At 62.9% G+C, this 14,487-nt stretch carries 19 protein-coding genes; 17 read left to right on the top strand and 2 right to left on the bottom strand.

Going from position 1 to position 14,487, the window contains the following annotated elements:
* Nucleotides 1–34: 34 nt before the first annotated feature.
* Nucleotides 35–2,245, top strand: a complete 2,211-nt coding sequence (locus GR183_RS12455; protein WP_160775978.1) for a sensor domain-containing diguanylate cyclase — start codon at nucleotides 35–37, stop codon at nucleotides 2,243–2,245.
* A gap of 509 nt (nucleotides 2,246–2,754) precedes the next feature.
* Entirely contained in the window at nucleotides 2,755–3,237 is a 483-nt protein-coding gene (locus tag GR183_RS12450) for a hypothetical protein (RefSeq protein WP_160775977.1), read from the top strand.
* Between the two features lie 379 nt (nucleotides 3,238–3,616).
* Here GR183_RS12450 and GR183_RS12445 read toward each other — a convergent pair whose 3' ends face one another.
* Together GR183_RS12445 and GR183_RS12440 are read right to left on the bottom strand one after the other, a co-directional pair.
* Nucleotides 3,617–3,916: a type II toxin-antitoxin system RelE/ParE family toxin gene (locus GR183_RS12445; RefSeq protein ID WP_160775976.1), complete on the bottom strand. Its 300-nt coding sequence runs from the start codon at nucleotides 3,914–3,916 to the stop codon at nucleotides 3,617–3,619.
* Nucleotides 3,913–4,194, bottom strand: coding sequence for a type II toxin-antitoxin system ParD family antitoxin (locus GR183_RS12440; RefSeq protein ID WP_160775975.1), 282 nt, complete (start codon nucleotides 4,192–4,194; stop codon nucleotides 3,913–3,915). The genes GR183_RS12445 and GR183_RS12440 overlap by 4 nt, the downstream gene beginning before the upstream one ends.
* Before the next feature lie 451 nt (nucleotides 4,195–4,645).
* Between GR183_RS12440 and GR183_RS12435 the strand changes: the two genes are divergently transcribed.
* From GR183_RS12435 to GR183_RS12370, 15 genes are all read left to right on the top strand, one after another.
* Nucleotides 4,646–5,164: a hypothetical protein gene (locus GR183_RS12435; RefSeq protein ID WP_160775974.1), complete on the top strand. Its 519-nt coding sequence runs from the start codon at nucleotides 4,646–4,648 to the stop codon at nucleotides 5,162–5,164.
* A 760-nt stretch (nucleotides 5,165–5,924) separates the two neighbouring features.
* Nucleotides 5,925–6,533: a hypothetical protein gene (locus GR183_RS12430; protein ID WP_160775973.1), complete on the top strand. Its 609-nt coding sequence runs from the start codon at nucleotides 5,925–5,927 to the stop codon at nucleotides 6,531–6,533.
* On the top strand, nucleotides 6,478–7,803 hold the full coding sequence (locus GR183_RS12425; RefSeq protein ID WP_160775972.1) for a DNA-packaging protein: 1,326 nt from the start codon (nucleotides 6,478–6,480) through the stop codon (nucleotides 7,801–7,803). Before GR183_RS12430 ends, GR183_RS12425 begins: the two co-directional genes overlap by 56 nt.
* Before the next feature lie 81 nt (nucleotides 7,804–7,884).
* Nucleotides 7,885–9,063 carry a phage portal protein gene (locus GR183_RS12420; protein ID WP_160775971.1) on the top strand — a complete coding sequence of 393 codons (1,179 nt, stop codon included), beginning with the start codon at nucleotides 7,885–7,887 and terminating at the stop codon, nucleotides 9,061–9,063.
* The gene (locus tag GR183_RS12415; RefSeq protein ID WP_160775970.1) at nucleotides 9,063–9,260 is read left to right on the top strand and encodes a hypothetical protein; all 198 of its coding nucleotides are present in this window, start codon (nucleotides 9,063–9,065) and stop codon (nucleotides 9,258–9,260) included. Before GR183_RS12420 ends, GR183_RS12415 begins: the two co-directional genes overlap by 1 nt.
* Nucleotides 9,261–9,407: 147 nt before the next feature.
* Nucleotides 9,408–9,530 carry a hypothetical protein gene (locus tag GR183_RS22200; protein ID WP_260513708.1) on the top strand — a complete coding sequence of 41 codons (123 nt, stop codon included), beginning with the start codon at nucleotides 9,408–9,410 and terminating at the stop codon, nucleotides 9,528–9,530.
* Nucleotides 9,527–10,156, top strand: coding sequence for an HK97 family phage prohead protease (locus GR183_RS12410; protein ID WP_376765770.1), 630 nt, complete (start codon nucleotides 9,527–9,529; stop codon nucleotides 10,154–10,156). The genes GR183_RS22200 and GR183_RS12410 overlap by 4 nt, the downstream gene beginning before the upstream one ends.
* Nucleotides 10,157–10,163: 7 nt before the next feature.
* Complete coding sequence (locus tag GR183_RS12405) at nucleotides 10,164–11,435, top strand: phage major capsid protein (protein ID WP_160775969.1); 1,272 nt, start codon at nucleotides 10,164–10,166, stop codon at nucleotides 11,433–11,435.
* A gap of 129 nt (nucleotides 11,436–11,564) precedes the next feature.
* Entirely contained in the window at nucleotides 11,565–12,134 is a 570-nt protein-coding gene (locus tag GR183_RS12400; protein WP_160775968.1) for a head-tail connector protein, read from the top strand.
* The gene (locus tag GR183_RS12395) at nucleotides 12,131–12,463 is read left to right on the top strand and encodes a head-tail adaptor protein (RefSeq protein ID WP_446696955.1); all 333 of its coding nucleotides are present in this window, start codon (nucleotides 12,131–12,133) and stop codon (nucleotides 12,461–12,463) included. Before GR183_RS12400 ends, GR183_RS12395 begins: the two co-directional genes overlap by 4 nt.
* A complete protein-coding gene (locus GR183_RS12390) occupies nucleotides 12,460–12,864 on the top strand; it encodes a DUF3168 domain-containing protein (RefSeq protein ID WP_160775966.1) in 405 nt (134 codons plus the stop codon). The genes GR183_RS12395 and GR183_RS12390 overlap by 4 nt, the downstream gene beginning before the upstream one ends.
* A 52-nt stretch (nucleotides 12,865–12,916) precedes the next feature.
* On the top strand, nucleotides 12,917–13,330 hold the full coding sequence (locus GR183_RS12385) for a phage major tail protein, TP901-1 family (RefSeq protein WP_160775965.1): 414 nt from the start codon (nucleotides 12,917–12,919) through the stop codon (nucleotides 13,328–13,330).
* A gap of 3 nt (nucleotides 13,331–13,333) precedes the next feature.
* Nucleotides 13,334–13,675 carry a gene transfer agent family protein gene (locus GR183_RS12380; protein WP_160775964.1) on the top strand — a complete coding sequence of 114 codons (342 nt, stop codon included), beginning with the start codon at nucleotides 13,334–13,336 and terminating at the stop codon, nucleotides 13,673–13,675.
* Nucleotides 13,672–13,875 (top strand): phage tail assembly chaperone, encoded by a 204-nt coding sequence (locus GR183_RS12375; RefSeq protein WP_160775963.1) that lies wholly within the window; start codon nucleotides 13,672–13,674, stop codon nucleotides 13,873–13,875. The genes GR183_RS12380 and GR183_RS12375 overlap by 4 nt, the downstream gene beginning before the upstream one ends.
* 3 nt (nucleotides 13,876–13,878) lie before the next feature.
* Nucleotides 13,879–14,469 (top strand): phage tail tape measure protein, encoded by a 591-nt coding sequence (locus GR183_RS12370; RefSeq protein WP_160775962.1) that lies wholly within the window; start codon nucleotides 13,879–13,881, stop codon nucleotides 14,467–14,469.
* Nucleotides 14,470–14,487: the final 18 nt, after the last annotated feature.

Genomic DNA, 14,487 nt, shown 5'->3' with positions numbered 1-14,487 from the left:
AAAACTATTCCGTGCATTTCGAAGCGAGCCCTAGATGCTTGATCTGGAGGTATCCACGGCGACGCTAACCGCCTTGTTCTCGGAATTCGAGGATGCGGTCTTCATCACCGACACCAACCGCAAGTTCGTCTATGTGAACGAAGCGGGCGAGCGGATGTTCGGTTATCCGGGCGATGAGATTATCGGCCAGGATCCGGGGTTTCTCTACGCTTCCGAAGACGATTACAACAAGGTCGGAAGCTGGCGGGTGAAGGCGAGGGAACTCAACGCCAGCGACCGCCTGCGCATGAAGGGCAAGCGCAAGAACGGCGAAATATTCATCGTCGACGGAACGAGCGGGCCCATGCGCAACGAACGCGGTGAAATCGCCGCGTTCGTCTACGTGCTGCGGGACATGAGCTGGCGGCGCAACCTGGAACGGGAAAAAGCATCGGCGCATGAGCAACTGGAAGTCGCGCTGGAATCCCTGAGCGAGGGCTTCGCCTATTTCGACGCCGACGACCGGCTGATCCTGTGCAACCAGCGCTACAAGGAAATCTACCCGAAATCCGCTCCCGCAATGGTGCAGGGCGCGCATTTCCGAGACATCCTTCGCTACGGCCTGGAGCGCGGCGAATACAATACCGGCGGCCTTTCGGACGAGGAATGGCTGGATGCAAGGCTTGCCGCGCACCAGAATCCGAAGCCCCATCCGGTCGAGCAGGAGCTTGACTGCGGGCGGTGGCTGCTCATCAACGAAAGGCGCACGAAAGACGGCGGCATCGCCGGCGTCCGCACGGATATCACGGCGATGAAACAGGCCGAGGCGCGGCTGAAGCAGGCGGAACTGCGCCTGAGAATCCTGAACGACAGCCTGCCGTGCTACATCGCCGAGCTTGCCCGCGACCGCACCTACCGAACGATCAACGAACTGGGAGCCTCGTGGCTGGGGCGCACGAGGGCGGAGCTGATCGGGCGCAAGGCTTCGGACTTCATGTCCGAAAACTTCCTGAAGACGGTGCTGCCCTACTACGAGGCGGCCTGCGCCGGCGAGGTGCAACGCTTCATCGCGCGCCTGCCCTATCCCGACGGCGTCACCCGCGACGTCGACCTCTGCTATACGCCGGATTTCAATGCCGAAGGCCAGGTGGAGGCGATATTCGTGTTCGCCACGGATGTCACGCATCTGAAGACCGTGGAACGCGTCCTGCAGGGCCTCTACCGTATCGCCTCAAGCAGGCAGCTCGACGCCCGGCAGAAAATCGGAGCGGTGCTGAAGCTGGGGGTGGACGCCTTCGACCTGCAAAACGGCCTCGTCGCGGCGATCGAAGGCAATGTCCACAAGATCGACCATGCCTTTGGCAGCTCCGAGCAATTCCGGCCGGGTGAGACGCGCGAGCTCAACACCACCTATTGCCGAAAGGTGGTCGAGACGGGCAAGCCCGTGACGGTGGAATTCGGCGGCTATAACGACTTTTCCCTGCATATGAACTACGAGGATCTGGGCCGGGAAAGCTACATCGGCGCTCCTCTCGTGGTGGATGGCGAGACATACGGCACGCTGTGCTTTTGTTCCGCAAGCCCGCGCGCCAAGCCGTTTTCCGATACGGACAAGGAAATCCTCCGGCTCCTGTCGGACTGGATCGCCCATGAAATCGGCCGCGACCGCGATTTTCGCCAGTTGCAGGAAGCGCAGGCCGAACTCCAGAGGCTGGCGACGACCGACGATCTGACAGGCGTTCTCAACCGGCGCGAATTCATCCGCCAGGCGGACAAGGAACTGGCGCGCACGCGCCACCTCGGCCGCCCGCTTACGGCCGCCGTCCTGGATGTCGATCACTTCAAGCAAATCAACGATACGCTCGGCCACGCCGCCGGCGACTACGCGCTCAAGGATATTGCCCGGGCACTCTCCGGCGAACTGGGGACGGACGGTCTTTTGGGCCGGATCGGCGGCGAGGAATTCTGCGCCGTACTGCCGAACCGCTCGCTCGAAGAAGCAGCCGAGGTGGCGGAGCGCCTGCGCAAGGCGGTGATGACCTGTCACCTGCCGGAAAGCGACGTTTGCGCGGCGCTCTCCATCAGCATCGGCGTCGCCAAGGCGCTGGAGTCCGACAGTTGCATCGCCGGCGCCATGAGCCGGGCGGATACCGCGCTCTACCAGGCCAAGCGCCAGGGACGAAACCGCGTCATCGTCGCCAATTCCGAAAACGTGGAAACCCTGCTCAAGCCCCTGCCGGTGAAAAACATGAACTGGGGGGAGTGAGGCAGGGGAGCAGGAAGCCGGCTTTCTGTTGGTCGCCGGTGCTGGAATATTCGATTGTAAAAAATGATTCTTGTTGACATATGTTAACAAATATCCGCTATAAAGGATATTGATTTGGGCAGGCCAAGGCACCCGAGCAAGGAAGTCGAAGCTGCGGTTGCCTATGCGGAGTCCCGTGGCTGGACATGGCGCAAGATGGGCCATTGGGGGCGTATGTTCTGCGCTTTCGCGGACCGGGAAGGCTGCCAGTGTGGTGGATTTGAAGTCCGTTTCAGAGCCGGCTCCGACCGATATAACGAACTTCAAATCCAAAACCACACTGGAAACATAGAGTTGCTAGTGTCCTGATCGAATCCGAAGTTCGTGCGGAGCTCGCTGCAAAATCCAACGAACTTCGGATTCGGGACACTAGATCGGCGTGAATGGCACACCAAGGAACGCCGCCAACCACGCGAAACAGATCATCAGGGCGGTAGACCGTTGTCCGCATAAGCCTTCGGAGCAGAACCATGATGAAGACTTATGAGTTCAGCATCGTCGCCTCCGGCCTTGACCCTTCCGCTGAATTTTTTGAAGCGCGGTTCTACGATGCCGGATGCGATGATGCACTCGTGTCCTTCCAGAAAGGGCACATCATCGTAGATTTCGCACGAGAGGCGGAGAATATCGACGACGCGATATCCTCGGCGGTCGATTGCGTGCGATCCGCCGGCGCAACGGTGGAACGGATCGAACCCGACCCGCTGGTGAACCTGTCCGATATTGCTGCGCGATGCGGCATGACGCGTGCGGCAATTACCCAATACGCCAAGGGCCAGCGCGGCAAGGGGTTCCCGGCGCCGGTCGCCCGCGTGACCTCAGAATCGCCACTGTGGGATTGGGCAGCTGTTGCGGGTTGGCTGAGGGGCAAGGGCAAGCTTTCGCCCGAAGCAGTGGCGGAAGCGGAAGGTGTGAAGCGGGCGAACGAGGGGATTGGACGGCAAAAGAATTGAGGGCGCTGATCGACCGGGAGGGGATACGTCCGGCAGCCGGAAGGGCGATCGAGAAAGGCCGGGGCCGGCGAAAACCGCCGGTATGAGGAATTCATTATGCCGGCGGTGTGCGGGCCGCCAGATTCCCGCCTGCGCGGGAATGACAGCATAGCGCGTTAGGCAATTGCCTGACGCAATTCCGCTTCAGGCACAAACAAAACACCGCTGCGGGACCTGGCAACTGTTGCGAATTGGCTGAGGGGCAAGGGCAAACTATCATCCGAGGCGGTTTCGGAAGCGGAGGGTGTGAAGCGGGCGAACGGGAAGATTGCGCGCTGAAAGCATCAAGGGCGGCCGGTTTCGCAGAATGGAATTGTTCTGTCGTTGTGGACGGTAATCGCTAAATCTCCCGCTCCAAATTTCTGCCCCCGTTGAAAACCCGAAGAATGGTTGCCCTGTCACCCGAAACGCTGAGAGCGGTAGTTAGCCGCCTGCGGAAGCTGGCAACACGCAGACCTGGCCGAATGTCTTCGCGCAGTTGCCCGCGTTCGGAAGCCGTTTCCAGAGTGAGGCGGTAATCTTCAATTCGCTCAATGTACGGCAGCGCGATATCCGGATCGGCTGCTGCCGCAATCCATTCATATAGTTCGACAAGATTGTCCCGCGCTTCCGGCGCGAAGAAGACTCGGCGTTTTCTCAACGATTCGCCTTGAGCTTTTCGGCATGGCGAGTGCGGATTTCGTCGAATGCATCTTTCGCCGGTACGGCGCGCTCAGGGTCCGCCCGCAAGGCGTCATAAGCGGCAGCGACATCTTCTCTGGGCCAGCGCTCTACAGCGGCATGACGCTCCTGAAGGGCGCGAAGTCCGGCCCTGACAACCTCGCTTGCGGAGCCGTAAAGGCCGGACTTCACGAGACTGTCGATATAGGCCGCATGCCGCGTCGGCAGGCTGATCGTGCGTTTTTCGATGCTGGACACGGCGCGACGCTCCTCCCGTGACCGTTATAGCGGACGTTATGAATAATTCACACCAACACGACTGAAAGCACGTTCTCAATCTTCCAACTGTGACATGGTCGGAGTTTACACGCATAGATACGCGCTATCTTGCTGGAATCAATTTGCGTAAAGAGTGTCTCGCAGAGTGCGATATGTTTGGCGCAGAAAATACAGAATATATTGCATATATTAATTGTAATCATCGTTTGAGAGATCGGTGGATTGTCAAAAATGCGAATACCTTAGGGAATAATGCGGTAATAGTATCGCGAGCACATTGTGAAGGCCTATGATTACATAGGGTTTCTGATCCGCATCGTTTGCTCGATCGGCACGAAGCATGCGGTGCGCTGCTTCTGTGGTGCTTTGGGCATCCGTCCAAGCATTCCGTCATGATATCTCTGGTCTGGCTTATTGTTAGGTGTTTTGCATGCACAAATTCTCCGAAGAGCAACTGCGGTGGTATTCAGCTATCGGCTATCTCACAACGTGCTGGGCAGCGGCGGAAACGACCCTGGATTCTATCATATCCGCCGTCGACGACGGTTTCGGCGGGAAGGATATCGAACCCAATCCGCCAATTTCCGTCAGTCAGAAGGGGGCTTACCTTCGAAAGGCATTCGGCGCCCACCCTGCTCTGCGCCCGCACTATGAACGCATGGACGAAGTGTTGCATGAAGCGGCGCGGCTGGCGGACATGCGACATTGGGCTGTCCATAACTCCCTGTTGGAGCGTCCGGAACTTGATGAAGACATGGCGGCTATATTCAAGTACGCGGGTGAGACGACATATCAACCGGATCGAAAATTCGCGTCGCCAAAAGAGATCGACAAAACCGCTCTGGACTGTGCCGTCCTGGCGTTGAACCTGTTTTACCTCGGCTGCGAGGCCGTCGGGATAATATCTGAAGACCATATGAGCAAAATCCCAGGCAATTACATGGGGTAGGGCGTGCCACCCTCCCACCGGTGAACGTAACGGCGATCCAGATTTTCAAGTCGTCGTCCAACTCTGAAGGCCTTTCACCTGGATGCATGGCGTTTCAGATGTTTTTGCCTTGTGGATTTATGTAGGAAAAAAATCCTTGACAGCGTGACGGTGTTTCGGTAGGGTTCTTGCACGGTCGGAAAACTGCGGCTGACAGGGTGCTCCGGAAGTGAGGGGCGCCGCTTGGCGGCGGCGGGTGAAGGCCGGGAGCAGGCCCAGACAGGCCGATATAGGAAAGAATTCAGGATACCATCGGTTCGAAAGGCCGGTGGTTTTTTCATTTGGGGAGGTGAGGATTGGGGGGAAGTCGTGAGCGCTGATTTGTTTCCCGGTTGCTCGGCACCGGGACGTAGCAGTTTTCATGTCTCATACTCAGTGTCGCCCCGGACAAGTGAAGCGCAAGCTGAACGCTGATCCGGGGACCAATCCGCTGCGTGAAATGTTTCGAATTATCAATGAATTCGCGGCATCGCCCCGCTGAAATCCTCATCGCCCCCGCATGTTGCACGGTGATTGGGCGCCGGGTCAGGCCCGGCGTGACGGCGGAGAGTGGGCGTGGCATGTGATGGGAGATCCCCGCCTTCGCGGGGATGACAATAGGGACGGGGATGACAATAGGGACGGAGATGACTGGTAGAGGCGGCACTGTTTGCGGCACAAGGTCCCCGCCTGCGCGGGGATGACAGGCGTTTAGAACCGCAACCAAAGCAGGATTACCGACATGACAAACGAAGGGAACGACGGCAGCACCGCCGCCGGCGGCGGGGAAACGCGTGCCGAAAAGCCGGCAAACCCGGCCGCCAGGCGAGGGGCGGGAAGGCCGCCGGGCGCAGGCGCGGGCAAGCCGGTGAAGCGGCCGGGGCCTGTTGCCTGGGACGAGGCGCGGCGCGACCACGAAACGCACGGGGTGAGCTTTACCGAAATCGCCGATCGCCTCGGCGTCGCCTACAAATCCGTCGCCGCGCGCGCGAAGGCCGACGGCTGGCTGGTGGGGGCGGACGCCCGTGCGATCCTGATCGCGGGCGATCCGCGACGGATGCGCCAGCTCGTCAACCGGCTTTACCGCGCCTTCGACGTGGAAATCGGCCGGCTGGAAAAGCGCCTTGGCCTGAGCGCGGGCGAAACCGCGCCGGAACCGGCGGAAGGGGCGGATGCCGTGGCGGAAGCGGAGAAAACGGCGCGCACGCTTTCAAGCCTTGCGCGCACGCTCGACACGCTGATCGAGCTGCGCTCGAGCCTGCCGGAAAGCGAAGAAGACAGCGGAAAGGGAGCGGATGACCTGCGCCAGGAGCTTGCGGAACGTCTTGAGCGGATCAGACGCGACGGCTGACCAATTCCTGAAGGATCTGTCGCACAAGGAGCTTGAATTCCTAAAGCACGACTGGCCGACATGGGCGCACGACCACCAGCTTCCCCCGCAAGGGCTCTGGCGGGTGTGGATGCTGCTGGGCGGGCGCGGCGCGGGCAAGACGCGCGCGGGTGCGGAATGGATACGCGCTATGGCGCTGGGCCATGGCTGGGCGACACGGCGGCCCGTCGGCCGGATCGCGCTGGTCGGCGAGACGATATCGGACGCCCGCGAGGTGATGGTGGAAGGGGTGTCGGGCATTCTTTCCGTCCATCCGAAAGCCGAGAGGCCGGAATGGCAACCTTCGCGCCGGCGGCTCGAATGGCCGAACGGGGCGGTGGCGCAGACCTTTTCATCCGAAGACCCGGAAAGCTTGCGCGGGCCGCAGTTCGACATCGCCTGGTGCGACGAACTCGCAAAATGGCGGCATGCGCGGGCGACCTACGACATGCTGCAATTTTCACTCAGGCTCGGCGACAACCCGCGCCAGCTCGTCACCACCACTCCACGGCCCGTGCCGCTGGTCAAAAGCCTGATGGGGGACGCCGATACCGCGCTTTCCCGCGCGCCGACGCGGAAAAACCGGGCAAACCTCGCGCCCGGCTTCCTGACAGCGCTGAAGCGTACATACGAGGGCACACGCCTGGGACGTCAGGAACTGGACGGCGAACTGGTGGAGGACAGGCCGGGCGCGCTCTGGTCCCGCGACATGCTGGAGCGCGCGCGCGTACAAGAAACGCCGGAGCTGAGACGCATCGTCGTGGCGGTGGACCCGCCCGCAAGCTCCAGCAAACGGTCCGACGCCTGCGGGATGATTGTGGCGGGACTGGCCGAAGACGGGCGGGCCTATGTGATTTCCGACCGGAGCCTGAAACGGGCAAGGCCGGCCGACTGGGGAAGGGCGGCGATTTCCGCATGGCGCATGTTCGAGGCCGATTGCCTGATCGCGGAAGTGAACCAGGGCGGGGAGATGGTGAGCGCGATCATCGCCGGGATCGACGCGGGCGTGCCCGTGAAGAGCGTGCATGCGACGCGCGGCAAGTGGCTGCGCGCGGAACCCGTCGCGCTGCTCTACGAACAGGGACAGGTGGCGCATGTGGGCGCCTTTCCGGAACTTGAAGACGAAATGGCGGATTTCGCGCCGGACGGGCTTTCCTCCGGCCACTCGCCCGACCGGCTCGACGCGCTGGTCTACGCGCTGTCCGATCTGATGCTGAATGAGCCTTCCGCCCCACGCATCCGGCGCGTGTGACTCTAATCCTTACGTTACTGAATCAATATCTTAGCTGGTTGAATCGGAATTTCAGCCGGTCCCGAAACCGTGAGCGAAATCATGATCTTGAAACGGCTTTTTGAATCGGTCGCGCGCCGGCCCGACGACACCAAAGCCTCCAGAACCGGGCCGCTGATCGCCCTGCAGGGCGCGGGCAGAGCGGTGTGGACGCCGCGCGACTATTCGGCGCTTGCGCGGGAAGGATACGCGAAGAACCCGGTCGTGAACCGGGCCGTGCGGCTGATCGCGGAAGCGGCCGGCAGCGTGCCGTGGATCGCCTATGACGGCGACAAGGAGACGGATGACCATCCGCTGCTTTCACTCCTTGCCGAGCCGAACCCGATGGCGAGCGGGCGCACGCTTCTGGAAGAGGTCTACGGCTATCTGCTGGTCGCGGGGAATGCGTACCTCGAGCTTGTGACGCTCGACGGCAACCCGCGCGAGCTTCACGCACTTCGCCCAGACCGGGTGAAGGTGGTGGCGGGAAGCGACGGCTGGCCAGCGGCTTATGACTATTCCGTGGCGGGACGGACCGTGCGTTTCACCCGAGAAGAAGGCGCGATATCGCCGGTCCTGCACCTCAAGGTGTTTCACCCCTTGAGCGATCACTACGGTTTCGCGCCGATAGAAGCCGCGCAAATGAGCCTCGACATCCATAACGCGGCGAGCGTGTGGAACAAGGCGCTGCTCGACAATGCCGCGCGGCCCTCCGGCGCGCTCGTCTACGGCGGGCCGGAGGGGGCGAACCTTTCCGACGAGCAGTTCGACCGGCTGAAGGCGGAACTGGAGGAGGGCTATCAGGGCGCGAAGAACGCCGGGCGTCCGCTTCTGCTCGAAGGCGGCCTCAACTGGAAGCCGATGGGCCTTGCGCCCAAGGAGATGGATTTCATCGAGGCGAAGAACCAGGCGGCGCGGGAAGTCGCGCTTTCCTTCGGCGTGCCGCCGATGCTGCTCGGCATTCCGGGCGACAACACCTACGCCAATTTCCAGGAGGCGAACCGGGCGTTCTGGCGCCAGACCGTGCTGCCGCTGGCCGCCAGAACCGCGGAGGCGGTGGCCCGCTGGCTTGGACCTGCCTATGGCGAGAAGCTGCGCCTTGAGCCAGACCCCGACCGGGTGGAGGCGCTTTCCACCGAGCGCGAGGCGCTTTGGCGGCGGGTGGAGGCTGCCAGCTTCCTCACCCGAAACGAAAAACGCGTGGCCGTCGGCTACGGCATCGACGACGAAGGAGAGGCGTGATGGAGGAGCTTTTCCGGGAAATCGGCGAGCGTGGGGATCTCGCCCATCTCGTCCTCTTCGTCTGGGCGTCCTCGGCAAGCACGCTTCTGGCGCTCACGCTTCGCGAGCTCATCGCCTCCAACCGGCGGTTCGACGATTTCGTGGCGGCAATCGCCAGGATCAACGGCCTTTTCGGAGGTTATGACAGGAAGGGGTGAGGGTGAAAATCTCCGAGCCTCAATTCGCTAACCGAAATTTACTGGCGCGCTGACGCGCGGCTTATGCGCTGGATCCCGGATCGGCGGTCGGCTTCGCCTTCCTTGTCCGGGATGACGTTCCCCACAAGCAAACCCAAGGAGAATGCCATGCCGCTGAAAGGCAGGGTGCTGCGTGCCCGCTTCGGGCACCGGGCCGTATTTTCGCGCTTCGCGATCACGCTCGAACAGCTTTTGAAAGAGCGCCCGGGCGCCGGGAGGCGGGCTGCGTGAGGCCGGCCGAAGGTTCCAACGGACGGATGGTGGAGGGATACGCGAGCCTCTTCGGCATTGCCGATGAGGGTGGCGATATCGTGCGCGCGGGCGCATTCCGCCGTTCCCTCAGACGTCGCGGAGCGGGGCGCGTGCGCATGCTCTGGCAGCACGACCCGGCACGGCCCGTGGGCGTGTGGGACGAGATCCGCGAGGATGCGCGCGGGCTATACGTTCGCGGGCGCCTCATCCCCGGCGTCGCGCAGGCCGAGGATGCGTTGAGGCTGATCGCGTCCGGCGCGCTCGACGGGCTTTCGATCGGCTTTCGGGCAAGGCGCGCGGTGAGGGACCCGCGCTCAGGCCTGCGCCGGCTTTACGAGATCGACCTTTGGGAAATCTCGCTCGTTACCTTCCCGCAACAGGACTTCGCACGGCTGACCAAATCCGGACCAGAGCATATCCCGCGAAACCCCGATCGGGTTTCGCGACATGGATATGCTCAAGGTTTTGGACTTGGAGCGAATTCTTGTCACGAACGCGCTCCCGCGTTCGTGGAAAGCGCTCTGACGCGAAGATTTTCACCCGCAATTTCCCTGGAGCACGGCGGCGGTTGTGTCCGCTCTGCTTCCCATTTCAAAAAGGCATGAGGACCACATGAACGGATACGACACGCATAGCCACCCCGAACCCTTCGAGACCAAGGCGGGACTGCCGGAAGCCGACATCCGCCGCGCGGTGGAGGACCTGCAGCGCACCTTCGAGGTCTACTGCGAGACGAACGATGATCGGCTCAGCGAAATCGAGACGCGCTCGGCAAGCGATACCGTGACCCGCGACAAGCTGGAGCGGATCGACGCAGCCCTCGACAAGCAGATGCGCAGGCTCGACGAGATCTCGCTGAAAGGCAGCCGCCCGCAGCGTGAGGCAGGCGGTGAGCGCATGAGTTCCACTGCCCAGATCGAGCACAAGTCCGCCTTCGAGACCTACGTGCGCTCAGGGCGGGAGGAAAACCTGAGGCCGCTGGAGGAAAAGGCGCTTTCGGTCGGCTCCGACCCGGACGGCGGCTATCTGGTGCCGGAAGAAACCGAATCCGAAATCCTGCGCCGTCTGGCGAGCGTTTCGCCGATCCGCGCGATCGCCGGAACGCGGCAGGTTTCGGCAAGCGTCTTCAAGAAGCCGTTCTCCATCGCCGGGCCGCAGACCGGCTGGGTGGGCGAGACGGCGGCGCGCCCGCAGACGACCGGCCCGACGCTTGCCGAACTCGCCTTCCCGACGATGGAGCTTTACGCCATGCCGGCGGCGACCGCGACGCTTCTTGAGGATGCGGCCGTCGATGTGGACGCCTGGATCGCCGAAGAGGTGGAAACCGCCTTCGCCGAACAGGAGGGCGCTGCCTTCGTCAATGGCGACGGGGCGAACAAGCCGCGCGGCTTCCTCGACTATCCGCAAGTGGATGAAAGCGCCTGGACGTGGGGCAACCTCGGCACGGTGTCGACCGGCGTGTCGGGCGCGTTTCCGGCGAGCGATCCTGCCGATGTGCTGATCGACCTGATCTATGCGCTGAAAAGCGGCTACCGGCAGAACGCACGCTTCGTCATGAACCGGCGCACGCAAGGGGCCGTGCGCAAGCTGAAGGACGGCGACGGCAACTACATATGGCAGCCGCCGGCCGCCGTCGGCCAGCCGGCGACGCTGATGACCTTCCCCGTAAGCGAAGCCGAAGACATGCCGGATATCGCGGCGGACGCGCCCGCGATCGCATTCGGCGATTTCCGGCGCGGCTACCTGATCGTGGACCGCACGGGCGTGCGCATCCTGCGCGATCCGTTCTCCGCCAAGCCCTACGTGCTGTTCTACACCACCAAGCGCGTGGGCGGCGGCGTGCAGGACTTCGACGCGATCAAGCTGCTGAGTTTCGCATTGTAAGGCGGGGATGAGGAGCGGGCTTCGCCCGCGACAGATGCGCTGGATCCCGGATCGGCGGTCAGCTTCGCTTCCCTGGTCCGGGATGACGTCCATCGGGACGATGGTTTTTATAAATTCACTGGAAATCACATGACATTCATCATCACGACGCCGCCGGCCGTGGAGCCGGTGACGCTCGACGACGCGCGGGCGCAGGTTCGCGTGACCTCCACGCAGGAAGACGATCTCCTGACCCGCCTGATCGAAACCGCGCGCCAGCATGTGGAGCGGACGATCCGGCGCGCCCTGATAACGCAAGGCTGGCGGCTTTACCTCGACGACTGGCCACCAGGGCGCGTGGTCCGCCTGCCTGTTACGCCGGTGCAATCGATCACCTCCGTAACGATGTTCGACGCGGATGGAATGCCGCTTGTACTCAACCTGGGCGACTACGATCTCGATGGCATAAGCGCGCCGGCACGGCTGAAGGTGATGGCAGGTGTCGGCGCAAGTTCCAGGATGCTCAACGGCATCGAGATCGATTTCACCGCAGGCTACGGCGATGCGGCGGCAAATGTTCCAGCTCCGCTCCGTCAGGCGATCCTGCTGCTTGTCGCGCATTGGTACGAGCACCGCGAAGCGGGTATCGATGCGGCGACCGCGAGCATTCCCTTCGGCTTCGACGCGCTGATCGCCGGTTACCGGGTTCCGCGCCTGTGACGGGGGCGAGGGGAGCCGCACGCTTCGACCGCGTAATGCGGCTGGAGCGGCCCATGAGGATCGAGGCGGGCGACGGCCATGCGGATCTGCAGTTCGAGGCGGCCGCCGATATATGGGTGGACCTTCGCCGGGCATCGCCGTCCGAACAGGCGAACGGCGGGCGCGTCGACGGCATCGTCACGCATCGCGCGACGATCCGCCCGCATGACGGTGTTGCCGGCGGCTGGCGCCTCGTAGAGGGGGCGCGGACGTTCCGCGTGCTCGCCGTCTCCGATATCGCGCGCCGCAAGGGCGCGATGGAGCTTATTCTGGAGGAGGAGGGGAGATGAGTGCAGCAAGTGCATTGCGGGCCGGCATCGTCACCGAGCTTCGAGGCGATGCGGTACTGACCGCGCTTCTTGGCGGGGCGAATGTTTTCGACGGCAGTCCGCGCGGGGCCGCACATCCGTTCGTCACGCTGGGGACGTTGGAAAGCGAGCCTCTCGACGGGGATATCGATGGCCCGACGGAACATCGGCTGGAGCTTTTCGTCTTCTCGCGCGCGGCGAGCCGGAGCGAGACTTTCGACGTTCTGGAGGCGATTCGTATGAGCCTGAACGGATCGGCCATTGCCCTCGGTGGCTACCGGCTTTCCAACCTCGAAATTCGCGACAGCCGCAGCGAGCGGCTTTCCGACGGGCGCACCTGGCGCGGGCGCCTGCGCCTGCGCGCAGTGACTGAACCCGAGTGAGCGGTGCCGGAATGAGCGCGGCGCAATTCGTTTCAACGGAAAGGATTTTCAAATGACGGCACAGAAGGGCAAGGACCTTCTTTTGAAATGCGACGCTGACGGGGCGGGAAATTTCGTGACCGTGGCCGGATTGCGGGCAAGGCGGATTTCGCTGAACGCAGGCGCGGTCGATGTGACGGACGCCGACAGTGCGGGGCGCTGGCGCGAACTGCTGGAAGGCGCGGGCACACGCTCGGCAAGCGTCTCGGGCTCAGGCATCTTCAAGGACGGGACTTCGGACGCGGCGGTGCGGGGTTTTTTCTTCGACGGCACGATCCGCAACTGGCAGGTAGTCGTGCCGGACTTCGGCACCATCGAAGGCCCGTTCCAGATCGCCGGGCTCGACTATGCCGGCGAGCACAATGGCGAAGTGACCTACGATCTCGCGCTGGAATCCGCCGGCGCTCTGACCTTCACGGGGGCTTGAGAAATGGCGAACCGGCTTAGAGGCGAAATCGAGGCTGTGCTCGACGGACGGCGCTGGACGCTGGTGCTTACACTTGGCGCATTGGCCGAACTGGAGGCGGCTTACGGCGCGCAGGACCTCAGCGCGCTGACCGAGCGGTTTTCGAGCGGAAGGCTGTCTGCAACGGACCTCACGAAGATCATCGGCGCGGGCCTTCGCGGGGCGGGAAATGCGGTCGATGACGAGCAGGTGTCAAGCATGGTTGCGCCCGGAGGCGCGGCGGGCTTCGCGGCTGTCGCTGCCGATCTTCTAACCGCGACATTCGGGGGTGCGGAGGAGGAGGATACCCCGCCGAGCCCTTTTTGAGTGCGGGGAACGGCCCGGCGCCCTTTCCCTGGAAGCTGCTGCTTTCGCTGTGCCTTGGCAAGCTCGGCTGGAGGCCCGGCGATTTCTGGGCCGCGACCCCGCGCGAAATCGCAAGCCTGATTAGCACGCCCGATGAGCGCATGCCGATTTCACGCGGCGTGCTGGACCGGCTGATGGACAGATATCCCGATGGAGGATGACAGATGCCCGACGACCCGGTGATCGTCGATATACCGACACGCGAGCTTGACGCCTTTTCAAGAAGGCTCGATGCGGCACGCGTGAACGCCGACGCGATATCCCGCTCGCTGCGCGGCGGATTGCGCGAGGCGCTTGCGGATGGCGTGAGGCTCGACGGCCTGTTTCGCTCGATCGCGCTCGGGCTTTCCTCGAACCTTCTCGACCGGGCGCTCCGGCCGATCGAACAGGGGCTGGGCGCGGGCCTTGCCAGGGCGTTTTCCGGCCTCGGGAACCTCGCCGCAGGCGGGATAGCGAATGTCTCTTCCGGGCCGCGCGTGACACCCTTCGCGAAAGGGGGAGTGATCGCCTCGCCGACGTTCTTTCCGGCCGGAAACGGCCTCGGCCTTGCCGGGGAAGCGGGGCCGGAAGCGGTGCTGCCGCTTCAGCGAGGGAGCAACGGCAGGCTGGGCGTTTCAGTGAACGGGGGAGAGGGGCGAAACCCGCCCATCGTCTTCAACATCGCGACGCGGGATGCGGAAAGTTTCATGCGCTCGCAAGCGCAGATATCGACAATGGTCGCCCGCGCCGTCGGACGGGGACGGCGCGGGCTGTGACGCCGGCTCTGAAGAGGA

Origin of the sequence: Stappia sediminis (genome assembly GCF_009826895.1) — a bacterium.
Lineage (GTDB): Bacteria > Pseudomonadota > Alphaproteobacteria > Rhizobiales > Stappiaceae > Hongsoonwoonella > Hongsoonwoonella sediminis.
The sequence above is the reverse complement of the archived record's forward strand: the minus strand, read 5'-3'. Positions and strand labels throughout refer to the sequence as shown.